The 20,508-nt window shown below is 68.9% G+C and carries 24 protein-coding genes; 3 read left to right on the top strand and 21 right to left on the bottom strand.

Features of this window, described 5'->3' with window-relative positions:
* Positions 1–224: 224 nt before the first annotated feature.
* The gene (locus tag BS329_RS33885; protein WP_076166659.1) at positions 225–608 is read left to right on the top strand and encodes an ArsR/SmtB family transcription factor; all 384 of its coding nucleotides are present in this window, start codon (positions 225–227) and stop codon (positions 606–608) included.
* 2 nt (positions 609–610) lie between these two features.
* Positions 611–1,024, top strand: coding sequence for a Fur family transcriptional regulator (locus tag BS329_RS33880; RefSeq protein WP_076166371.1), 414 nt, complete (start codon positions 611–613; stop codon positions 1,022–1,024).
* 67 nt (positions 1,025–1,091) lie between these two features.
* Here the strand turns inward: BS329_RS33880 and BS329_RS33875 are convergent, their stop codons facing one another.
* From BS329_RS33875 to BS329_RS33775, 21 genes are all read right to left on the bottom strand, one after another.
* Complete coding sequence (locus BS329_RS33875; protein ID WP_076166368.1) at positions 1,092–1,817, bottom strand: TIGR03943 family putative permease subunit; 726 nt, start codon at positions 1,815–1,817, stop codon at positions 1,092–1,094.
* The gene (locus tag BS329_RS33870; RefSeq protein ID WP_076166365.1) at positions 1,814–2,830 is read right to left on the bottom strand and encodes a permease; all 1,017 of its coding nucleotides are present in this window, start codon (positions 2,828–2,830) and stop codon (positions 1,814–1,816) included. The genes BS329_RS33875 and BS329_RS33870 overlap by 4 nt, the downstream gene beginning before the upstream one ends.
* Positions 2,831–2,867: 37 nt before the next feature.
* On the bottom strand, positions 2,868–3,290 hold the full coding sequence (locus tag BS329_RS33865) for a hypothetical protein (protein ID WP_076166363.1): 423 nt from the start codon (positions 3,288–3,290) through the stop codon (positions 2,868–2,870).
* A gap of 34 nt (positions 3,291–3,324) precedes the next feature.
* Positions 3,325–4,146 carry an isoprenyl transferase gene (locus BS329_RS33860; protein ID WP_076166360.1) on the bottom strand — a complete coding sequence of 274 codons (822 nt, stop codon included), beginning with the start codon at positions 4,144–4,146 and terminating at the stop codon, positions 3,325–3,327.
* A 39-nt stretch (positions 4,147–4,185) separates the two neighbouring features.
* A complete protein-coding gene (gene recO / locus BS329_RS33855) occupies positions 4,186–4,947 on the bottom strand; it encodes a DNA repair protein RecO (protein ID WP_076166357.1) in 762 nt (253 codons plus the stop codon).
* Between the two features lie 49 nt (positions 4,948–4,996).
* Positions 4,997–5,434 carry a CD225/dispanin family protein gene (locus BS329_RS33850; protein ID WP_076166354.1) on the bottom strand — a complete coding sequence of 146 codons (438 nt, stop codon included), beginning with the start codon at positions 5,432–5,434 and terminating at the stop codon, positions 4,997–4,999.
* 28 nt (positions 5,435–5,462) lie between these two features.
* Complete coding sequence (locus BS329_RS33845) at positions 5,463–5,966, bottom strand: CD225/dispanin family protein (protein WP_143253302.1); 504 nt, start codon at positions 5,964–5,966, stop codon at positions 5,463–5,465.
* 54 nt (positions 5,967–6,020) lie between these two features.
* Complete coding sequence (locus BS329_RS33840) at positions 6,021–7,157, bottom strand: RDD family protein (protein WP_076166350.1); 1,137 nt, start codon at positions 7,155–7,157, stop codon at positions 6,021–6,023.
* Positions 7,158–7,304: 147 nt separating this feature from the next.
* Entirely contained in the window at positions 7,305–7,757 is a 453-nt protein-coding gene (locus BS329_RS33835) for a DUF2752 domain-containing protein (RefSeq protein ID WP_076166347.1), read from the bottom strand.
* Complete coding sequence (locus BS329_RS33830; RefSeq protein WP_007034859.1) at positions 7,754–8,104, bottom strand: CD225/dispanin family protein; 351 nt, start codon at positions 8,102–8,104, stop codon at positions 7,754–7,756. Before BS329_RS33830 ends, BS329_RS33835 begins: the two co-directional genes overlap by 4 nt.
* A gap of 25 nt (positions 8,105–8,129) precedes the next feature.
* Complete coding sequence (locus tag BS329_RS33825; protein WP_076166344.1) at positions 8,130–8,465, bottom strand: CD225/dispanin family protein; 336 nt, start codon at positions 8,463–8,465, stop codon at positions 8,130–8,132.
* Between the two features lie 166 nt (positions 8,466–8,631).
* Positions 8,632–9,531, bottom strand: a complete 900-nt coding sequence (gene era / locus BS329_RS33820; protein ID WP_076166340.1) for a GTPase Era — start codon at positions 9,529–9,531, stop codon at positions 8,632–8,634.
* Positions 9,531–9,857, bottom strand: a complete 327-nt coding sequence (locus BS329_RS33815; protein WP_076166337.1) for a cytidine deaminase — start codon at positions 9,855–9,857, stop codon at positions 9,531–9,533. The genes era and BS329_RS33815 overlap by 1 nt, the downstream gene beginning before the upstream one ends.
* Entirely contained in the window at positions 9,850–11,202 is a 1,353-nt protein-coding gene (locus BS329_RS33810) for a hemolysin family protein (protein WP_076166336.1), read from the bottom strand. The genes BS329_RS33815 and BS329_RS33810 overlap by 8 nt, the downstream gene beginning before the upstream one ends.
* 2 nt (positions 11,203–11,204) lie before the next feature.
* Positions 11,205–11,759, bottom strand: coding sequence for an rRNA maturation RNase YbeY (ybeY, locus tag BS329_RS33805; RefSeq protein ID WP_076166333.1), 555 nt, complete (start codon positions 11,757–11,759; stop codon positions 11,205–11,207).
* Positions 11,756–12,841 (bottom strand): PhoH family protein, encoded by a 1,086-nt coding sequence (locus BS329_RS33800; RefSeq protein WP_076166331.1) that lies wholly within the window; start codon positions 12,839–12,841, stop codon positions 11,756–11,758. Before BS329_RS33800 ends, ybeY begins: the two co-directional genes overlap by 4 nt.
* A 113-nt stretch (positions 12,842–12,954) precedes the next feature.
* Positions 12,955–13,305: a histidine triad nucleotide-binding protein gene (locus BS329_RS33795; protein WP_076166328.1), complete on the bottom strand. Its 351-nt coding sequence runs from the start codon at positions 13,303–13,305 to the stop codon at positions 12,955–12,957.
* A gap of 632 nt (positions 13,306–13,937) precedes the next feature.
* Complete coding sequence (locus BS329_RS33790) at positions 13,938–14,690, bottom strand: 16S rRNA (uracil(1498)-N(3))-methyltransferase (RefSeq protein ID WP_076166326.1); 753 nt, start codon at positions 14,688–14,690, stop codon at positions 13,938–13,940.
* Between the two features lie 3 nt (positions 14,691–14,693).
* On the bottom strand, positions 14,694–15,860 hold the full coding sequence (dnaJ, locus tag BS329_RS33785) for a molecular chaperone DnaJ (protein ID WP_076166324.1): 1,167 nt from the start codon (positions 15,858–15,860) through the stop codon (positions 14,694–14,696).
* 40 nt (positions 15,861–15,900) lie between these two features.
* On the bottom strand, positions 15,901–16,926 hold the full coding sequence (gene hrcA / locus BS329_RS33780) for a heat-inducible transcriptional repressor HrcA (RefSeq protein WP_076166656.1): 1,026 nt from the start codon (positions 16,924–16,926) through the stop codon (positions 15,901–15,903).
* Between the two features lie 278 nt (positions 16,927–17,204).
* Positions 17,205–18,713 carry a CoA-acylating methylmalonate-semialdehyde dehydrogenase gene (locus BS329_RS33775; protein WP_076166322.1) on the bottom strand — a complete coding sequence of 503 codons (1,509 nt, stop codon included), beginning with the start codon at positions 18,711–18,713 and terminating at the stop codon, positions 17,205–17,207.
* Positions 18,714–18,855: 142 nt separating this feature from the next.
* On the opposite strand from BS329_RS33775, the gene BS329_RS33770 reads away from it, so the two are divergent.
* Complete coding sequence (locus BS329_RS33770; protein WP_076166321.1) at positions 18,856–20,478, top strand: PucR family transcriptional regulator; 1,623 nt, start codon at positions 18,856–18,858, stop codon at positions 20,476–20,478.
* Positions 20,479–20,508: the final 30 nt, after the last annotated feature.

The raw sequence follows: 20,508 nt of genomic DNA, 5'->3' as shown, positions 1-20,508 counted from the left end.
CCAGCGTACGAGAAGCGACAAAACGCTCCGCGACAACCTTGCACCGTCAGCGACCACATGCGAAGTGGAATGGTCATTTCTTTGCGAAGTCACCCGAACGGAGCAGTAACGGCGCCGCCGACCGGTCGCCCGGTCGGCGAACAGCCCACCGGGGGCGGGAACACTAAGATGGGCTGGACTGTTACTGGCAATGACTTCGGAAATCATGATTGATGGAGGCGGCGATGGCTACGGTGACCCCGGACTCGGCCGCCCCGGGCTTCACGGAGGACCCCGGACCGCATTCGACGGCCCGTCCCCCCGCCGAACCCGCCGTGTCGGCCTCGGCCGCCGTGCTCGCGGACGCCGGCGACCTGCTCAGGGCGCTCGCGGCGCCGGTGCGTATCGCCATCGTCCTGCAGTTGCGTGACGCGGACCGGTGCGTGCACGAACTGGTGGACACCCTCGATGTCGCGCAGCCGCTGATCAGCCAGCACCTGCGAGTGCTGAAGACCGCGGGTGTCGTACAGGGTGAGCGACGCGGCCGTGAGGTGGTGTACCGGCTGGTCGACGATCACCTTGCGCATATCGTGGTGGACGCCGTAGCCCACGTTCAGGAGGGGAAGTGAGCATGAGTCCCACGACGGCCAACGGTTCCGCGCCGGTGCCCGGACGCCGGTCGACGAAACAGCGGGCCGCCGTTGTCGAGCTGCTCAAAGAGATCGACGACTTCCGTTCCGCCCAGGAACTGCATGACGAGCTGCGCAAACGCGGTGACGGCATCGGGCTCACCACGGTGTACCGGACGTTGCAGTCACTGTCGGAGGCCGGCGAGATCGACGTCCTGCGCACCGATACCGGCGAAGCCATCTACCGGCGCTGCTCCTCGCACCACCACCATCACCTGGTGTGCCGCATCTGCGGCAGTACGGTCGAGGTCGAGGGACCGGCCGTCGAGCGCTGGGCCGAGAAGATCGCTTCGGAGCACGGCTTCTCCGACATCAGCCACACCGTGGAGATCGTCGGGACCTGCTCGAACCACTGACGAGTCGTGTTATGAACGGACCTTTCATAACAGAACTTGTTATGAAAGGTCCGTTCATAACACGCACTCAGTACTCGTAAGGGTCCTTAAGCGCCGGCACCTGCCGCACCGAAGCGAGCGTCAGGTCCGGCATGTAGCTGTTCTCCCGCACCGCCGTCCCCGGCACGACCGTCCCGGTCACCTCCAGCCAGGTGTCGTCACTGAAGCCCGACGCGCCCTCGCCCACCAGCCGCACGGTGATCGGGAAGGCGTCGGCGGCACAGCAGCCGATGACCATCCTGGCCAGCATCGTGTTGCCCTCGTTGTGCACGACGAACCCGGACAGCCGCACCGTGCGCCCGTTCAGGGTCCCGCTCTTGTCCCAGCCGGCACGGCTGACGAAGTCGTTGACCTCCAGCGGTATCACGTCCCCGGCGGGCAGGGGCGGGAAGGCGGCCGCGTTGCTCGCCGAGGCGCTTTGTGGCGCTCTGGCCTCGGTCCGGGTCACCGAGTCGGCACCCAGCGCGGGCGGCGCGACCAGGAAGACGGCCAGCACCGGCACCATCAGCAGCCACGCCGAACGCGTGTTGTGGTCGTGCGCGTGGACATCGCCGGAGGCGACGGCGGCGGCCCGCGCGGCCAGCAGGTCACGGACGATCGCGACCGCGCCCAGCGCGACCATCACCGCGCCGCCCGCGATGATCCACGGCTGCTGCGCGGGTTTGACGTACCGCAGGTAGTCGCCGTTGATCGTGATCTTGAGCAGCGCACCGCCGAGCAGGATCAGCAGGATGTTCTGGGTCTCGCGTTTCACGCGCCACCTCCGAGGATCAGCGTGCCCGAGACGACCGCGCAACTGAGCGCGACGACGAACGTCACGGGCGCGAACCGCAGCGCGAACGACTTGCCGAAGGTGCCGGTCTGCAAGGCGAACAGCTTCACGTCGATCGCGGGCCCGACCACGAGGAAGACCAGTTTCGGCAGCAGCGGCATCGCGGTCAGCGACGCGGCGACGAAGGCGTCGGCCTCACTGCACAGGGCCAGTACGACGGCGAGCACGGCCATCACCAGCACCCCGAGCACGAGCTGCTCCCCCAGCACGCCGAACCACTTGGCGGGCACCAGGACGTTCATCGCGGCGGCGATCATCGCGCCGAGCACGAGGAACCCACCCGCCTCGACCAGGTCCCCGCGCGCCGTCTCGGCGAAAGTCCTCCAGCGTGAACCGTGCTGGACTTCGGGAAGCCGCCGCCGTGCGCGCTCCGCGATCCAGTCGAGCTTGCCCCACTTCGCCCACAGCCAGCCCATCACCATCGCGGTGGCGAGCGAGCCGGCGAACCGGGCGAAGACCATCTCCGGGTTCCCGGGGAACGCCACCGCCGTGGCGACCAGTACCACCGGGTTCACCGCGGGTGCGGCGAGCAGGAACGTCAGCGCGGCCGCGGGTGCGACACCCTGGCCGATCAGCCGCCGGGCCACCGGCACCGAAGCGCATTCACAGCCCGGCAGGGCGACACCGGCCAGCCCCGCGACGCCGACCGCCGCACCGGCCCGGCGAGGGAGGACCTTTTCCAGCACCCGCCCGGGGACGAACGCCGCGATCGCGCCGCTGATCAGCACCCCGAGCACCAGGAACGGGAGGGCCTGCACGCAGACGGCGACGAACACCGTCGAGCCGGTCCGCAGCGCGGGCACGTCGAACACCTGCTGGAGCCAGCTCTGCCCGAGGATCGCGATCAGCAGGATCGCGCAGAGCACCTCGATCGAGGTGATCTTGAACCGCCGGGCCGGCTTCTTCTCCGGGGCGCTCCTGGAAATGGTTTCCATGCGCGAGATGATGCCAGGTGACCCTGTGTGGAGGAGGTCAGTCCCCGGCGACCGAGCCCAGCAGATCGGTGCGCAGCTGCGAAGCGGTCGACACGACCAGCATGAGCAGCGTCCCGAGCGGCGACGCGCTCATGCCCTCGGCCGGGAACGCGTACCTCAGCGTGATGTCGATGCCCTTCTCCGAGCGCACCACGCCGAGCGTCCCGAACAGCCCCTGCCCGGCGCGTTCCGCCGCCGAAGCCGCGATCGCCGGGTCGTCCGGCAGATCCCAGGCGACGACGCAGGTCAGGCTCAGCACGGTCAGCCCTTCGGCCAGCCGGGTCGCCTGGATGACGCAGGGGACGTCGGCATGCGAGAAGGTCAGCGCGCCGTCGTCGTCGACACGGACTTCGAGGTAGCGCTCGAGGGCTTCCCGCGCGGAGGTGAGTAGAGCCGCCGTGTCCGCCGCCTCGGTGTTCATGCCGCCTCCGCGGGAAAAAGTACGTCGACGGAATTCATTCGGTCCCTTCGGAAGCCTTGTCGATGGCGCCGCCGAAGCGCCTGTCCCGTTTCGCGAACTCGAGGCACGCCCGCCACAGGTGGGTGCGGTCGAAGTCGGGGAAGAGCGTGTCCTGGTAGACCATCTCGGCGTAGGCCGACTGCCAGAGCAGGAAGTTCGACGTCCGCTGCTCCCCCGACGGCCGCAGGAACAGGTCCACGTCCGGCATGTCGGGCTGGTACAGGTACTTCCCGATGGTCTTCTCGGTGACCTTGTCCGGGTTCAGCTTCCCGTCGGCCACGTCCTGCGCGATCCGGCGCATCGCGTCACCGAGTTCGGCACGGCCGCCGTAGTTGACGCACATCGTCATGTTCAGCGCCGTGTTGTTCTTGGTCTTCTCTTCGGCGACCTGCAGTTCCTTGATGACGCTCGCCCACAGCTTCGGGCGGCGGCCCGCCCAGCGGATGCGGACGCCGATCGAGCCGAGGTAGTCGACCTGGCGGCGGATGGTGTCGCGGTTGAAGCCCATCAGGAAGCGGACCTCTTCCGGGCTCCGCTTCCAGTTCTCGGTGGAGAACGCGTACACCGACAGCCATTTGACGCCCAGTTCCACGGCACCGCTGGCGACGTCGATCATCACCGCTTCACCGCGTTTGTGGCCCTCGATCCGGGGCAGTCCCCGCTGGTTGGCCCAGCGGCCGTTGCCGTCCATCACCAGCGCCACGTGCTTCGGGAGGAGTTCCTTGGGGATCTCCGGCGGCCGGGCACCGGACGGATGCGGCTCCGGCGCGCGAAGTTCGAATTGTGACGCCTTGTTCTCGCGTCCCCTGCGCAGCACCTTCGAGCCTCCTGATCGAGTGAACCTGTGCCTGCGACCCTACTGCGCCGGAGTGACGCCCTCCCGCGCACGCCTCTCCACCAGCGGCAGTGATCGCAGCTGACGCTCCAGATGCCACTGGAGATGCGCCGCGACCAGGCCGGACGCGTCCCGCCTCGGCACCGGCTGCGCCGCTTCGGCCACCGGCCACTCCCCGTGCAGGAGCGCCGCGAGCAGGGTCAGCACCTCATGGGAGGGGTGGACACAGCCGGGAACCCGGCAATCCGGGCACATCGAGCCGCCCGCCGACACGCTGAACGCCTTGTGCGGCCCCGGCAGACCGCACCGGGCGCATTCGGTGATCGCGGGCGCCCACCCCGCGTAAGCCATGGCCCGCAGGAAGAAGGCGTCGAGGATGAGGGAACTGTCGCGTTCGCCGCCCGCCAGCGCGCGCAGGGCCCCGACGACGAGCATGTAGAGCTTGAGCACCGGCTCGCCCTCTTCGGCCGACAGCCGGTCCGCTGTCTCGGCGATGGCGCTCGCGGCGGTGTAGCGCTGGTAGTCGGCCACCAGCGGCAGCGCGAAGGCGTCGACCGTCTCGACCTGGGTGATCACGTCAAGGGACCGGCCGGTGTAGAACTGAACGTCGACATGCCCGAACGGCTCCAGGCGCGCACCGAAGCGCGACGACGTCCGACGCACGCCTTTCGCGACCGCACGGACTTTGCCGTGCCGCCGCGTGAGCAGGGTGATGATCCGGTCGGCCTCACCCAGCTTGTGCGTCCGCAACACCACTCCGGTGTCGCGATAAAGGTTCACCACCCCGACATCGTCCCACCTGGGACCGACATCGGGGTGGCGCGCCCCGGAATCAGCAGTAGCTGCCGTAGCAGCTGTAGGTCGACGCGCTCGTCGCCAGGACGACGGCGAAGATGATCCACACGATCGAAAGCAGGCAGCCGACACCACCGATGATGGTGGCGATCAGGCAGAGCGTCTTCGTCGACTTCGACGCGTCCGCGGCGGCGGCGTAGTTGCCCTGCATCTTGTAGGTGTTGACTTCGTTGGATTTCATGATCGCGAAGATCGCGATGATCCAGAAGAGGAAGATGCAGCCGATCGCCCAGCCCTTGTAGTCCTTGATGGCGTTGATGTCACCGCCACCGGGCATGCCGCCCGGAGCGCCGTAAGGAGCGGGCTGGCCGTAGGGGGCCGGCTGGCCGTAGGGAGCGGGCATGCCACCGGACGGGGGTCCGTAGCCGGGCTGCTGCTGGCCGTAGGGCTGCTGCTGGCCGTAAGGGTTGGTCATGTGAAGTGTTCCTCGTTTGTTTTCCGGTTTAGAACGACGCAGCGACCACGATGATCCACAGCAGGGAGAAGAGGCAGCCGACGCCACCGATGATCGAAGCGATCATGCACATGGTCTTCGTCGACTTCGACGCGTCCGCGGCGGCAGCGTAGTTGCCCTGCATCTTGTACGTGTTGACTTCGTTGGATTTCATGATCGCGAAGATCGCGATGATCCAGAAGAGGAAGATGCAGCCGATCGCCCAGCCCTTGTAGTCGGGGATCGAGTTGATGTCCCCGCCACCGGGCATGCCGCCCGGAGCGCCGTAGGGCGCGGGCTGGCCATACGGCGAAGGCTGACCGTACGGCGCGGGCTGGCCATACGGCATCGGGTTCGCCCCCGAAGGCTGACCGTACGGTGCGGGCGTGGCGCCCGACGGCTGGCCGTACGGCGCGGGCATCGCGCCGGACGGCGGTCCGTATCCGGGCTGAGGCTGCTGGCCATAGGGCTGCTGCTGGCCGTAGCCGGGCTGCTGGCCGTACGGGTTCGTCATCGGGTTCCCCACTTTTGTCGTGCTTCCCGGCGGGTGGATCCCGCCGGTAATTCCTTACTGTTGCGGTGTTCCGGGCCCGTTCGGCCCGTCCGCGCCGGGCAGCTGCTGCCTCAGCTGTTCCGGCGTGATCTTCTGCGTCGGCTCGGCTTCGTCGAACCCGGACGGCGCCTGCTGGGACGGCTGGCCAGGGCGGAGCACCTGTGTCGGCTCGGCCTCGCCGAAGCCCGATTCGGTCTGGGACTCCGAAGACGGCGCCGAGGTTCCCTGCGGCTGCTGCCCAAACGGCTGCGACTGCTGAGGTTGCCGGGGCGGCTGGCCGAACGGCGAAGGCTGCTGCGGCGCGCCGAACGGCTGCTGTTGCTGTTGCTGCGGCTGGCCGAACGGCGAAGGCGGCGCGGGGAACCCCGAGGGCTGACCGAAGGGCTCCGACGCGGGCGCGGCCGCGGCCGCCGGAACGACGACGGTACTGAGGATCTTGTCGGCGAACGTCTGCTTCTTCTGGTCCCACAGCGGCCAGAGGTAACCGAGACCGCAGACCCAGCCGTCCAGGTTGTGGCACAGGTCCCGGACGAAGGCCATCAGCGGACCGATCGGCTGCCCGTCGGCCTCGCGGACGAGCTTGATCTTCAGGACTTTCTTGCCGAGGGACTGACCCGTGGTCCCCATCTGCATCCATCGGTTGTAGATGGTCCAGCCGAGTCCCGCGAGATACCCGAGACCGGCGATGATCATGCCGACGGTGTACGACCCCGTCGCGGAGATGATGGAGCCGATGATCGGGAGGACGACGATCGGCCCGAAGTCGATGAGGGCAGCGCCCGCTCGCAGACCCCAGTGGGCGTGAACCTGCCGCGGATCGAACGGGGTCGCCTGGCCGAACGGCGCCTGCCGGCCGGATTGCTGACCGAAGGGGGAAGGCTGGCCGTGCTGCGGCTGCCCGAACGGCGACGACTGCGGCTGCTGACCGAACGGTGACTGCTGCTGCTGCGCGCCGAAAGGCTGGCCGAAGGGCGACTGCTGCGGGGCCGGTGGCTGCTGACCGAACGGCGAAGACTGCTGCTCACCAGACACTTGCTGACCGAACGGCGACGACTGATCACCATGAGAAGACTGCGGCGGCTGACCGAACGGCGAGGGCTGGTCCCCCGGCGGCTGCTGTCCCGGCGGCCGCTGACCGTAGGGAGTGGTCATCGAAATCCCCTCGCTGCTTCCTCGCCCCTGCCCGCACGGGCCTCGTGCGGCGACCCGGGCTGAATGTACGGCATGGGTACACGCCGAGCAGACCGGTGCGCGGGAGCGTACTCGGTACCACCGACGATCCGGGGTTCGGCCCGGCACTCAGACGTACAGCGAGGTGAACGGGGCGAAAGGCAGGTTACGGATGACGAACCAGACGACGAACACGACACCGAACGCGAGCGGCGTCCAGCGCCAGTGCAGCCAGCTGTCGACCGCCCGGCCGCGGAGCCTGCCGACAGTCCAGGCCACGGTGCTCCAGATCAACAGGAGAACGACCACAAAGGACACCGCGTTGTAGTGCAGCGCGGCGGGGATGTCCCCGTGCAGCGCGCTGTAGACCATGCGCATGCCGCCGCAGCCCGGGCAGGCGATGCCCAGCAGTGACTTGGTGGGACAGACCGGAAGCGGTCCGCCGGGAGTGGTGGGATCGCCGAGCCAAAGGACGACGCAGCCGAGACCGGCGCCGGCGGCGATGGCAAGGGACGGCCCCAGCGCGCGGGCCCGTGCTTTGAACCCGCGCGCCGGGAATCCCGTGTATACGGACGTCGTCACGGCGTGAAGCTTCCCGCCGACGCGCCGATGATGACCATGACCACGATGAAGATGATGTACAGGAGGAAGAGACCGCCGGTGGCGATCGCGCCCCACATCGACCACTTCTTCGCGTCGTCGGCGGCCTTCTGGGCTTCGGCGTGGAAACCCTGTGACCACAACGTCTGCACCTGGCTCGACTTCACGATCGCCACGATACCCAGCGGCAAGCAGCACAACACCGTGCAGAGAATGGCCCACACCAGGTTGTTGTCCGGCGGCGGGCCGTAGTTCGGCATGCCACCGTAATACGGCTGCTGCGGCGGAGGCCCGCCAGGAGGCGGGTAGTTCGGGTATTGGTCGGTCATGAGGTCTCCCCCTTGGTTGCCGCTATCAGCGGTAGTTGTTCATATCGGCCGAGAAGACGCCGAGAGCCACCACCAGGACGAAGTACAGGATGCCGACCACGACACCGACGATCGCGGCGATGATGGCCCACTTCTTGGCGGCGTTGGCCGCTTCCTGCGCGGCAGCGGGCTGGCCCTGCGCCCAGAGGGTGTTGACCTGGTTCGCTTTGACGATCGAGACGATACCGAAGGGCAGGCAGCACAGGATCGTGGTGAGGATCGCCCACACCAGGTTGTTGTTGGGCGGCGGGCCCGGGTTGTTGAAGCCGCCACCGCCCTGAGGGTCGCCGGAGTAGTTGGGCAGGCCCTGGTTGTCGGTCATTTACCGCTTTCCCTTCACGAATGAATGTCGAACTGGACCCGGACGCCACCGCCCGATCGGCGATCACCCGGAGTCGAGGAGTGAGACTCTAAGGTCACCCGTCCGGTTCCACATCATCAACCGGTGTCCGCGACCGAATCGAGACATTCCGTTCAGGCAAAAGCTGTCAGAAGCCCAGCCGTCGCAACTGACGGGGGTCGCGCTGCCACTCTTTGGCGACCTTGATGTGCAGGGCGAGGTAGACCTTCGAACCGAGAAGTCCCTCGATCTGCTGCCGGGCGCGCGCGCCGACGTCCTTGAGGCGCTCACCCTTGTGCCCGAGGATGATGCCCTTCTGGCTCGGTCGTTCCACATAAAGAAACGCGTGCACGTCGATCATGTCGTCCCTGCCCTCGTGCGGCAGCATTTCCTCGACGGTGACGGCGATCGAGTGCGGGAGTTCGTCCCGGACGCCCTCCAGCGCGGCCTCGCGGATCAGCTCGGCGACCAGGGTCTGCTCGGGCTCGTCGGTGAGTTCCCCGCCCGGATACAGCTGCGGGCCTTCCGGAAGGTGCCGCACCAGCAGGTCCGCGAGCGCACCGACCTGGAAACCGTCCACAGCGGACACCGGGATGAGATCGGTGAACTCCATGACCTCTTGCAGGGCGAGCAGTTGCTCGGCGACCTGTTCGGGTTTCACGAGATCCGTCTTGGTGACGACCCCGATCACCGGCGTGCGCTTGGCGATCTTCTTGAGTTCGGCGGCGATGAACCGGTCACCGGGACCGACCTTTTCGTTGGCGGGCACGCAAAGCCCGACGACGTCCACTTCGGACCATGTCGAGTGGACGATGTCGTTGAGCCGCTCGCCGAGCAGTGTCCTCGGCCGGTGCAGCCCCGGCGTGTCGATGATCACCAGCTGGGCGTCGTCGCGGTGGACGATGCCGCGGATGGCGTGCCGGGTGGTCTGCGGTTTGCTGGAGGTGATCGCCACCTTGCTGCCGACGAGCGCGTTGGTCAGCGTGGACTTGCCCGCGTTCGGCCGTCCGACGAAACAGGCGAAGCCCGAGCGATGCGGTTCGGCCATCAGTTCAGCACCTTGCCACTGGGATCGGCGAGATAAATGGGTGCCTTTTCGGCGATGTCGCGTACCGCGTGCACGGACGCCTCCTTGAGGATGCCTTCGGCGGTGACCACGACGGCCGCCTCGATTCCTTCGGCTCCACTCGAAACGGCGGCGGCGACGGCGGCCTGCAACGCGGTGAGCTTGAACGACGGCTGGTCGACCGTGCCCGCCGCGTAGGTGCGGCCGTCGGTGTCGCGGAGCGCGGCGCCTTCCTCGGCCTGGGTGCGGGCTCGCGCGGACCTGGCCAGCGTCACCAGCTTCTCGTCCTCGGCGTCCAGCTCAGGCATGTTCGACACTCCTGTCACTTTCATCGGGCTGCGGGACCCGGGTACGACGCCTGCCCTGTGCCGCGTCGTTCACCGCGTCCGCGTCGGCGGGGTGGACGACCACCGAGGTGATCCGCATCCGCCCGCGCCGGTCCTTACCGCCTTCGGCGAACAGCCGAAGTCCGGCGACCTCGGCTTCGGCCCCCGGCAGCGGGACCCTACCCAGTCGCTCCGCGAGCAGCCCGCCCACGGTCTCCACATCGTGGTCTTCGAGGTCGATCCCGAACAGCTCGCCGAGGTCGTCGATCGAAAGCCGGGACGAGACGCGGACCGCGCCGCTTTCGAGTTCTTCGACCTCGGGGCGTTCGTCGGTGTCGGATTCGTCGGTGATCTCGCCGACGATCTCCTCGAGGATGTCCTCGATGGTGAGCAGGCCCGCGGTGCCGCCGTACTCGTCGACCGCGATCGCCATGTGGTTGTGCGAGACCTGCATCTCCTTGAGCAGTTCGTCGAGCCGCTTCGAGTCCGGCACGAAGCTCGCCGGATTCATCAGCTCCCCGACCTGCCGCTGCGAACCGCCCTCGGCCATGTACGCGGGCATGAGGTCCTTGATGTTGACCACGCCCGTGACGTCGTCGACCGATTCGCCGATCACCGGCAGCCTGGTGAACCCGGTGCGCAGGGCCAGCGCGAGCGCCTGGCGCACCGTCTTGTCGTGCTCGATCCAGACGATCTCCGTCCGCGGCACCATGACCTCGCGCGCGACGGTGTCGCCGAGTTCGAACACCGAGTGGATCATCTCGCGTTCGGATTCCTCGACGACGCCGCGTTCCTGGGCGAGGTCGACCAGTTCACGCAGCTCGACTTCGGAGGTGAACGGGCCCTCGCGGAAGCCGCGGCCGGGGGTGATGGCGTTACCGAGGACGATCAGCAGCCTGCTGAGCGGGCCGAGGATCGAGCCGAGGACGCGGACGGGGCCCGCGACGACGAGACCGATCCGGTACGGGTGCTGGCGGCCGAGGGTGCGCGGGCCGACGCCGATGAGCACGTAACTCACCACGACCATCACGCCGGCGGCGACGACGACGGCGAGCCACAGCGGCTGGATCCAGCCGAGGATGTCGACGGTGACCAGCACGGTGGCGGTCAGTTCGCAGGTCATCCGCAGCAGCAGGATCAGGTTGATGTGGCGGCGGCGTTCGGCGATGACCAGCGCGAGCTGGCGCGCGCCGGGGCGGCCGAGCCGGACGAGGCCGTCGGCACGGGCCTTGGAGACCGTGCTGACCGCCGCGTCGGCGGCCGCGAACACCCCGGCGAGCAGGATCAGCAAGATGGCGATGACCAGCAGTGCCGTCGGACTGCCCATGGCTAGGCGGGGGGTTCGTCGGCGGGCACGGTGTCGAGTCCGGCGGTGCCGAGGAGCCTGTCGTCCGCGGTGCGCTGCGCGTCGCGGCGGTTCACCGCGGCGACGGCCGCCTGGAACTCGCCGAGGATCCGCTTCTGCAGACCGAACATCTCACGTTCCTCGGCGGGTTCGGCGTGGTCGTAGCCGAGCAGGTGCAGCACCCCGTGCGTGGTGAGCAGGTGCAGTTCGTCGATCAGCGCGTGCCCGGCCGTCTTGGCCTGGTCCTTCGCGAACGCCGGGCAGAGCACGATGTCGCCGAGCAGCGCGGGTGAGGCGTCGGGCGCGTCAGGACGGCGCGACGAGTCGAGCTCGTCCATCGGGAAGGCCATCACGTCGGTGGGGCCGGGCAGGTCCATCCACCGTTCGTGCAGGTCCTCCATCACCTCGAGGGTGACGAGCAGGATGGACAGCTCGGCGAGCGGGCTGACCTCCATCTTGTCGAGCGCGAACCGGGCGGCCGACACGATCGAGGTCTCGTCGACGTTCACGCCCGATTCATTGGCGATCTCGATGCTCATGAGCGCCGCTGCCCTTTCCAACCACTGCCCTGGTCCTGACTGTCCTGCAGCGCCTGCCACTTCTCGTACGCGTCGACGATGTCGCCGACGAGTTTGTGCCGCACCACGTCCTGGCTGGTGAGCTGGGCGAAGTGGACGTCCTCGACGCCTTCGAGGATGTCCCGGACCACCCGGAGGCCGCTCTTCTGGCCGTTGGGGAGGTCGATCTGGGTGACGTCACCGGTGACGACGATCTTGGCGCCGAACCCGAGCCGGGTGAGGAACATCTTCATTTGTTCCGGCGTGGTGTTCTGCGCCTCGTCGAGGATGATGAAGGCGTCGTTGAGGGTGCGGCCGCGCATGTACGCGAGCGGCGCGATCTCGATGGTGCCCGCCTGCATCAGCCGGGGGATCGACTCGGGCTCGACCATGTCGTGCAGCGCGTCGTAGAGCGGGCGCAGGTACGGGTCGATCTTCTCGTTGAGCGTGCCCGGCAGATACCCGAGGCGCTCGCCCGCCTCGACCGCGGGCCGGGTCAGCACGATGCGGCTGACCTGCTTCGCCTGCAACGCCTGGACGGCCTTGGCCATGGCGAGGTACGTCTTGCCGGTACCGGCGGGGCCGATGCCGAAGACGATGGTGTGCTTGTCGATGGCGTCGACGTAGCGCTTCTGGTTGAGCGTCTTGGGCCGGATCGTCTTGCCGCGCCGGGAGATGATGTTCATGCTCAGCACTTCGGCCGGTGACTCGTGGTCACCGGTGGAGAGCATGCCGACGGTGCGGCGGACGGTGGCGGGGTCGACCTGCTGGCCGCGGCCGGCGAGTGTCACGAGTTCGGCGAAGACACGCTCGGCGAAGGCGACGTCGGCGGGAGCGCCGGTCAGGGTGACCTCGTTGCCGCGGACGTGGACGTCGGCGGCGAGGAGTTCTTCGGCGACGCGGAGGTTTTCGTCCCTCGAGCCGAGCAGGCTGAGCGCGGCGGCGTCGGGGATGGGGAAACGGGACTGGGCCGCTTCGGTGACGGTGGCCTCGTCGGCCTTCGTCGCGGTGACGTCCGTGGGAACGTCGGGTCGGGCGGCTTCACCCGGTACGGTTCCGGCCACGTGGCCTCGGGCCTACTTCCTGCGCTTACGCTGCGATTTTCAACGACAGTGACAGGTCGATGCTACTGGTTGCGGATGCCGGCACGCAGTCCGGTTTCTCCGGCTCGTGACCTTCAGCGGCCGAAATGCCCCAACTGCTCGCCACCGAGCACATGCGCGTGCACGTGAAACACCGTCTGCCCGGCGTCACCGTCTGTGTTGAACACCACCCGGTAGCCGGATTCGGCGATCCCCTCGATCTCCGCCACCTTCTTGGCCGCCAAAGCGATGTCGGCCAGCACCCGCGGATCCGCCGCGGCCACCTCGGCCACATTCCTGTACCGCTTCTTCGGCACCACGAGCACGTGGACCCGCGCCTGTGGCGCTATGTCCCGGAACGCATACGTCGTCGCGTCCTCGTACACCTTGTCGGACGGGATCTCCCCCGCGATGATCCGCTCGAACAACGTCTCCGCGTCACTCATTCCCCCACCCTATCCCCACCCGCCACACCCGCCCCAAGTCCGTGAAGCCCTCTTAAAGGATAAGGACCCAGAGTCCCCCAAGGAGCCTTCACAGACCACAAGAAAGACCGCAACTAGAGGACTACTTGCGAACGTCGCCCTCACCAGGCGAGGGCCGCCAGGCCCTACGCCGATACCGAAGACCAGCCGCCACCCTAAAGCTCCCTCGGGCTGCCAACCGCCACCCCAGGCTCCGCCCCTTCACTCCGCTTCAGGGCTGCCAACCGCCACCCCAGGCTCCACCCCTTCGCTCCGCTTCAGGGCTGCCAACCGCCACCTCACGGACCGTGGGGGGTCCGGGGGGCTCGGCCCCCCGGGCAGACACGCGGAACCGCGCCGCGGCGTCGAATTTGGGGCGTAGCTTGCGAAGCCCCCAAATGAAGACGCCGCGGCGCGGTGGAGCCTGGGGGTCGCTCCACCGTCGCCGCGGCTCCGCCGGACCGAGGGGGGAGGTGCCCGGCGGGGATTCACGCGCGCGACTGGGCTTCATCCCCAGTGGCGCGCCGAAACCGTGTGTTGCGCGTCAGTTAACGAGAGTAACGGCTGTTTGCGTGATCGCGCCATAACTCGCCGCAAATTAGTGGGGTGTTTTTTCACGTCCAGCGGTCGGTGAGAACCCCTAGTGCGCCGAGTGCGACGGCGGCGGCGGTGGAGGTGCGTAAAACGGTGGGGCCCAACCGGATGGCGGTCGCGCCCGCGTCGGTGAGGGTGGCGAGTTCTTCGTCGGTGATGCCGCCTTCGGGGCCGACGATGAGGAGGATGTCGCCTTGTGGCGGGAGTTCGATCTCGGTGAGCTTCGCGGTCATGCCGGATTCGAGGACCAGTGCGCGGGAAACGGTCTGGGCGAGTTCGGCGAGTTCGCGGGTGCCGACGGGCTCGGCGACTTCGGGGAGGTGGGCGCGGCGGGCTTGTTTGGCGGCGGCGCGGGCGGTGGTGCGCCAGCGGGCGAGGGCTTTGTCGCCACGGGTTCCTTCTTCCCAGCGGGCGACGCTGCGGGCGGCGCGCCAGGGGACGATCGCGTCGGCGCCCGCTTCGGTGGCGAGTTCGACGGCCAGTTCGCCGCGGTCGCCTTTGGCGAGTGCTTGGGCGACGATGACGCGGAGTGCGGGCGGGTCCTCGGTCCAGTGTTCTTCGATGGTGAGGGTGAGTGCCGCGTCGCGGCCCGCTTGGACGGCTTCGACGACACAGCGCGCCATGCCGCCTCCGCCGTCGGAAAGCACGAGACGTTCGCCGACGCGCAGCCGCCGGACGGTGGCGGCGTGCCGGGCTTCCTCGCCGTCGAGCGTGGTGCGCCCGGAGCCGGGCAGCGCGGCGGTGAGGAAGACCGGCAGTGTCGTCTCGGGCACGGGTTACCGGTGGTTCTTGGTGCGCAGCTTGGAGAACAGCCCGCCGGGCTTGGACCCGTTCGAGGAGAGCGAAGGGACGTCTTCGCCGCGTTGCTGGGCCAGTTCGACGAGGAGGTCGCGCTGGGCCTCGTCGAGTTTGGTCGGGACGACGACGTCGATGTGGACGTGCAGGTCGCCTCGGCCGTCGACGCGGCCGGAGGACCGCAGTCGAGGCATGCCCTTGGCGGTGAGCACGAGTTCGGTGGCGGGCTGGGTGCCCGGCTCGATGTCGAGTTCGTAGTCGCCGTCGATGAGGGTCTCGATGGGCACCGTGGCGCCGAGGGCGGCGGTGGTCATCGGGATGCGGAAGTTGCAGTGCAGGTCGTTGCCCTGCCGGACGAACACCTCGTGCGGCGCCTCGTCGATCTCGACGTACAGGTCGCCCGCCGGGCCGCCGCCGGGGCCGACCTCGCCCTGGCCGGAGAGCCGGATGCGCATGCCGTCGCCGACGCCGGGCGGGATCTTGGCGGTGACGTTACGGCGGGCGCGGACGCGGCCGTCGCCACCGCACTGGCGGCAGGGGTCGGTGATGACCTCGCCGAAGCCGCGGCAGACCGGGCAGGGGCGGGCGGTGACGACCTGGCCGAGGAACGACCGCTGCACGGACTGGACCTCGCCGGCGCCACCGCAGGTGTCGCAGGTCTGGGTGCCGGAGCCTTCGGTCGAGCCGGCGCCGCGGCACAGGTCGCAGACGATGGCGGTGTCGACGGTGATCTCGCGGTCGACGCCGGTGGCGCAGTCCTCGAGGGTGAGGCCGAGGCGGATGAGCGCGTCGGAACCGGGCTGCACGCGGCTGCGCGGGCCTCGGCCGCGGCCGCCGCCGCCACCCCCGGCGCCGCCGAAGAAGGCGTCCATGATGTCGCCGAGGCCGCCGAAGCCGGAGAACGGGTCGCCGCCTCCGCCCCGTGCCCCGCCGTCCATCGGGTCGCCGCCGAGGTCTACGACCTTGCGCTTCTGCGGGTCCGACAGCACCTCGTAGGCGGTGGTCACCTCGCCGAAGCGATGCTGGGCGTCCTCCGACGGGTTGACGTCGGGGTGCAGTTCACGGGCCAGTTTGCGGTACGCGCGCTTGATTTCCTGATCCGTCGCGTTCTTCGCAACCCCGAGAATGCCGTAATAGTCCCTCGCCACCGTCTTCGCCTTCTCCTTCTGACTTCGACCTCACCACGGCTCAGCGGCCGGAGAGGATCTGCCCCACGTAGTTCGCCACCGCGCGCACCGCGGCGATGGTGTTCGGGTAGTCCATCCTGGTCGGCCCGACGACGCCCATTCCGCCCAGCAGCAGATCGTCCATGCCGTAGCCGATGGACACCACCGAGGTGCTGCGCATCTGCTCGTCTTCATTTTCCTCACCGATGCGCACGGTGATCGCACCGGGGTTGCGGGCGGCCGCGAGCAGCTTGAGGACGATGACCTGCTCCTCGAGCGCCTCCAGCACCTGCCGCAGCGATCCGGGGAAGTCCGCGACGTTGCGGGTGAGGTTCGCCGTGCCGCCGAGTACCAGCCGTTCTTCGGGGTGCTCCACCAGCGATTCCACCAGCACGGTACAGACGCGGGTGAGGTTGTCGCGCAGCTCGCCCGGCGACTTTTCGGGCAGTTCGGCGACCGCCGCCGCGGCTTCGGAAAGGCGGCGGCCCGCCAGTGCCCCGTTCAGCACCGAGCGCAGCCTGCCGACGTTCTCCTCGGTGATGACGTCCCCGAGGTCGACCGTGCGCTGGTCGACACGGCCGGAATCGGTGATCAGGACCAGCATCAGCCGGGCCGGGGTGAGGGGCACCACCTCCAGGTGACGGACGGCGGAGTTGGTCATCATCGGGTACTGGATGACCGCGACCTGCCTGGTCAGCTGGGCGAGCAGCCGGACGGAGCGGCGCAGGACGTCGTCGACGTCGGTGCCGCTGTCGAGGAAGGCCGTGATGGCCCGGCGTTCGGCCGCGCTGAGCGGTTTGACCTCGGCGATCCGGTCGACGAACAGCCGGTACCCCTTGTCGGTGGGGATGCGGCCCGCGCTGGTGTGGGGTTGTGTGATGTAGCCCTCTTCTTCCAGTGCCGCCATGTCGTTGCGCACGGTGGCGCTGGACACACCGAGGTTGTGCCGGTCGACGATCGCCTTGGAGCCGACGGGCTCCTGGTTGGACACGTAGTCGGCGACGATCGCGCGCAGCACTTCGAAGCGGCGCTCTTCCGCGTTGGCCACCTGCACCTCCCTCGGCTCGTCCTCACAACGAGTTTACGGAAGGCTTGGTGCCCGGGGAGCCATAGGACGCTTTCCCCGCATGGATCGCGGGGAAAGCGCTTGGTCCGATCGGCTCGAAGCACCTGAAGGCCCCCGCCCCCGCATCCGCCGCCAAGCACGCGAGTCACGTCTCTGAGCACGCGAGTTCGGCGAGCGGGGCCCCGTGCTCGCCCGCGTACTCAGGTGCGGCTCCTGCGACCAAGGCGCCGTTCCGGGACGAGTGAAGGGTGCCGAAGGCGTCAGCTGTTGCGCGGGAACCCGAGGTTCACCCCGCCCTGCGACGGATCCGGCCACCGCGAGGTGACGACCTTCGTCCGCGTGAAGAAGTGGAACCCCTCCGGCCCGTAGGCGTGGCTGTCCCCGAACAGCGAGTCCTTCCACCCGCCGAACGAGTAGTAGCCGACCGGCACCGGGATCGGCACGTTCACGCCGACCATCCCGACCTCGACCTCGTTCTGGAACCGCCGCGCGGCCCGTCCGTCGTTGGTGAAGATCGCGGTGCCGTTGCCGTAGGGGTTGGCGTTGATCAGGTCCAGCGCCGCGTCGTACCCCTCGGCCCGCGCGACCGTGAGGACCGGTCCGAAGATCTCGTCGGTGTAGATCGACATCTCCGGCGTGACGTGGTCGAACAGGGTCGGGCCGAGCCAGAACCCGCCGTCCTCGCCGTCGACCTCGATGCCGCGCCCGTCGACGACGAGCCGGGCGCCCGCTTCGACGCCCGCCTCCACATAGGACTCGACGCGTTCGTGGTGCGCGGCGGTGACGAGCGGTCCCATTTCCGAGGTGGGACGCATGCCGTCGCCGACACGCAGGCGGGTGATGCGCTCGGCGATCTTCGCGACCAGTTCGTCGCCGACCGGGTCGACCGCGACCACGACCGACACCGCCATGCACCGCTCCCCCGCCGAGCCGAAGCCCGCGGAGACGGCCGCGTCGGCGGCGAGGTCGAGGTCGGCGTCCGGGAGGACGACCATGTGGTTCTTCGCGCCGCCGAGCGCCTGCACGCGTTTCCCGTTCCTGGTCCCGGTTTCGTAGACGTACTTCGCGATCGGCGTCGACCCGACGAACGAGATCGCCTTGACGTCGCGGTGTTCCAGCAGTCCGTCGACGGCGGCCTTGTCGCCGTGCAGCACGTTGAGAGCACCGTCGGGCAGGCCGGCCTCGGCGAACAGTTCCGCGATGAACACGGCCGCGGACGGGTCCTTCTCGCTCGGTTTGAGCACGACGGTGTTGCCGCAGGCGAGCGCGTTCGGCACGAACCACAGCGGGACCATGGCCGGGAAGTTGAACGGCGAGATCACCCCGACCACGCCCAGCGGCTGCGAAATCGAGTAGACGTCGACGCCGGTGGAGGCGTTCTCGCTGAACCCGCCCTTGAGCATTTGCGCCGCGCCACAAGCGAACTCGACGTTCTCGATGGCTCGCGCGACTTCGCCCGCCGCGTCGGACTCGACCTTGCCGTGCTCGCTCGTGACGATCTTCGCCAGCTCGTGACGTCGCGCCGAAAGCAACTCGCGGAAGGCGAACAGCACGCGCGTCCGGCCCGCCAGCGAGGTCCCGCGCCAGCCCGGCAGCGCCCGTGAGGCGGCCGCGACAGCGGCGTCGACGTCGTCCTGCGCCGCGAAGGGGACCTTCGCCCGCACCTGACCGGTGGCCGGATCGAAGACGTCACCGGATCGTTCGCTCACGCCTTCGAACGGTTTGCCGTCTATCCAGTGGTTGATGTGGTCGGTGGTGCGGTCGGTCACGGGGTCCGCCCTCCTGGTCCGGGGTGTCTGCTCCCGGTCGAGTCTGGGCGCGCGCGCCACACCGACACCATCGGCAACGTGTACGGACTCCCGGTCCCGGCCGTACAGTCTGTCTCCTGCGTTCCGACCAGGTGGGAGGCCGATGTACCCGACCGTCGCCGAAGTGCTCGCGCTGCCGGTGCTGCGTCAGGGCAGGCCCCATGTGGTGGCGGGGGCGGCGGGGCTGGACGCGCCGGTCCGCTGGGCGCACGTCGCCGAGGTCGCGGACATCGCCCCGCTGCTGCGGGGCGGGGAACTGGTGCTCACCACCGGGGTCGCGCTACCCGACGACGGCCCCGCGCTCGCCAGGTACGTCGCCGAGCTGGCCGGGGTCGGAGTGGCCGGGGTCGTCGTCGAACTGGTCCGTCATTGGAGTGACAAGCTGCCGTCCGCGCTGGTCGAGGCCGCGGACCAGCACGGCGTCCCCCTGGTCACCCTCTCGCGGGAGACGCGCTTCGTGTCGGTCACCGAGGCGGTGAACGGGCTGATCGTGGACGCCCAGGTCGACGAACTCCGGGCGGCGGAACGGGTGCACGAGACATTCACCGCGCTGACGGTCGCCGGTGCCGAGCCGGGCGACATCCTGCGCGAGGTCGCGAGACTCACCGAACATCCCGTCGTGCTGGAGACGCTGTCGCACGAGGTCCTCGCCTACGACACCGCGGGTGCCGACCCCGGCGAACTGCTGCCGGGCTGGCCGTCGCGGTCGCGGCCGGTGCAGGTCGGCGAGCGGACCGGTTTCCACGCCGGCGCGGGCTGGCTGGTCACCGTGATCGGCGCGCGGGGGCACGACTGGGGACGGCTGGTCGTCGTCTGCGGGGATCCGCCGTCGCGGCGGCACGTGGTGGTCGCCGAACGCGCCGCGTCCGCGCTCGCGGTCCACCGGCTGGTAGCCAAGGACACCGACAGCCTCGAACGGCAGGCGCACCGCGCGATCCTGACCGAACTGCTGGCGAACCCGGTGCCGCCCGCCGAACTGACCGCGCGGGCCTCCGCGCTGGGCGTCCCGCTGACGGGACGGCTGCTGGTCGGGGTCGCCGTGCGGCCCCGGATCACCGCGACCACCAGGACGACGCAGTCGACTCCGGTGCTGCTGAGGGAACTCGCCGAAGCGACCGCGCTCGCCGCCCGGCGGGCCAGGGTGTCCGCCCTGGTGGCCACGGACGACACCCTGGTGCGCGCGCTGATCGCGCTTTCGCCGGAGGCGGGGGTCGACGCGGTGTTGCACCGGCTGGCCACCGACGTCCACGAGGCTCGTTCCAGCGCGCCGGCCGTGGTCGCGGTGGGGACCACGGGCGCCGGACCCGCCGAGGCCCGCCGGACGCTCGTCGAAGCCGCCCAGGTCGCCGCCGCGGCACTGACCGAAAACGCCGAACGCGTGGTCCACCGCCTCGACGACGTCCGCTTGCGCGGTTTGCTGCACCTGCTGGCTGGCGACGAACGGATCACCGCGTTCGCCGCGCGGGAACTCGGCCCGCTGCTGAGCCGCGACGCCGCGCAGGGCAGCAGACTCGTCCAGGCGTTGAGACATTACTGCGAGCACGGCGGCAACAAATCGGCGGCCGCGGCGGCCGCGCACACCTCCCGCACCGCCTACTACCAGCAGCTGGCCCGGATCGAGCAGGTACTCGGGGTGCGGCTGGAAGACCCGGAATCGATGCTCTCCCTCTACGTCGCCTTGCTCGCCCACGACATTCGAGAAGACGACGAACACACGACCGGGTGAGCAAATCTCACCCAAGCGTGGAACACAGTC

Source organism: Amycolatopsis coloradensis, from assembly GCF_001953865.1.
GTDB classification, from domain to species: domain Bacteria; phylum Actinomycetota; class Actinomycetes; order Mycobacteriales; family Pseudonocardiaceae; genus Amycolatopsis; species Amycolatopsis coloradensis.
Note: the sequence above shows the minus strand (reverse complement) of the source record. Positions and strands in the feature narration are given on the sequence as shown.

What these genes read in the sequence shown, in the direction of transcription:
- BS329_RS33885 (WP_076166659.1), top strand. Translation starts at nt 225, where the DNA reads ATGGCTACGGTGACCCCGGACTCGGCCGCCCCGGGCTTCACGGAGGAC.
- BS329_RS33880 (WP_076166371.1), top strand. Translation starts at nt 611, where the DNA reads ATGAGTCCCACGACGGCCAACGGTTCCGCGCCGGTGCCCGGACGCCGG.
- BS329_RS33870 (WP_076166365.1), bottom strand. Translation starts at nt 2,830, where the DNA reads ATGGAAACCATTTCCAGGAGCGCCCCGGAGAAGAAGCCGGCCCGGCGG.
- BS329_RS33865 (WP_076166363.1), bottom strand. Translation starts at nt 3,290, where the DNA reads ATGAACACCGAGGCGGCGGACACGGCGGCTCTACTCACCTCCGCGCGG.
- BS329_RS33850 (WP_076166354.1), bottom strand. Translation starts at nt 5,434, where the DNA reads ATGACCAACCCTTACGGCCAGCAGCAGCCCTACGGCCAGCAGCAGCCC.
- BS329_RS33845 (WP_143253302.1), bottom strand. Translation starts at nt 5,966, where the DNA reads ATGACGAACCCGTACGGCCAGCAGCCCGGCTACGGCCAGCAGCAGCCC.
- BS329_RS33840 (WP_076166350.1), bottom strand. Translation starts at nt 7,157, where the DNA reads ATGACCACTCCCTACGGTCAGCGGCCGCCGGGACAGCAGCCGCCGGGG.
- BS329_RS33830 (WP_007034859.1), bottom strand. Translation starts at nt 8,104, where the DNA reads ATGACCGACCAATACCCGAACTACCCGCCTCCTGGCGGGCCTCCGCCG.
- BS329_RS33825 (WP_076166344.1), bottom strand. Translation starts at nt 8,465, where the DNA reads ATGACCGACAACCAGGGCCTGCCCAACTACTCCGGCGACCCTCAGGGC.
- era (WP_076166340.1), bottom strand. Translation starts at nt 9,531, where the DNA reads ATGGCCGAACCGCATCGCTCGGGCTTCGCCTGTTTCGTCGGACGGCCG.
- BS329_RS33815 (WP_076166337.1), bottom strand. Translation starts at nt 9,857, where the DNA reads ATGCCTGAGCTGGACGCCGAGGACGAGAAGCTGGTGACGCTGGCCAGG.
- BS329_RS33810 (WP_076166336.1), bottom strand. Translation starts at nt 11,202, where the DNA reads ATGGGCAGTCCGACGGCACTGCTGGTCATCGCCATCTTGCTGATCCTG.
- ybeY (WP_076166333.1), bottom strand. Translation starts at nt 11,759, where the DNA reads ATGAGCATCGAGATCGCCAATGAATCGGGCGTGAACGTCGACGAGACC.
- BS329_RS33795 (WP_076166328.1), bottom strand. Translation starts at nt 13,305, where the DNA reads ATGAGTGACGCGGAGACGTTGTTCGAGCGGATCATCGCGGGGGAGATC.
- BS329_RS33770 (WP_076166321.1), top strand. Translation starts at nt 18,856, where the DNA reads ATGTACCCGACCGTCGCCGAAGTGCTCGCGCTGCCGGTGCTGCGTCAG.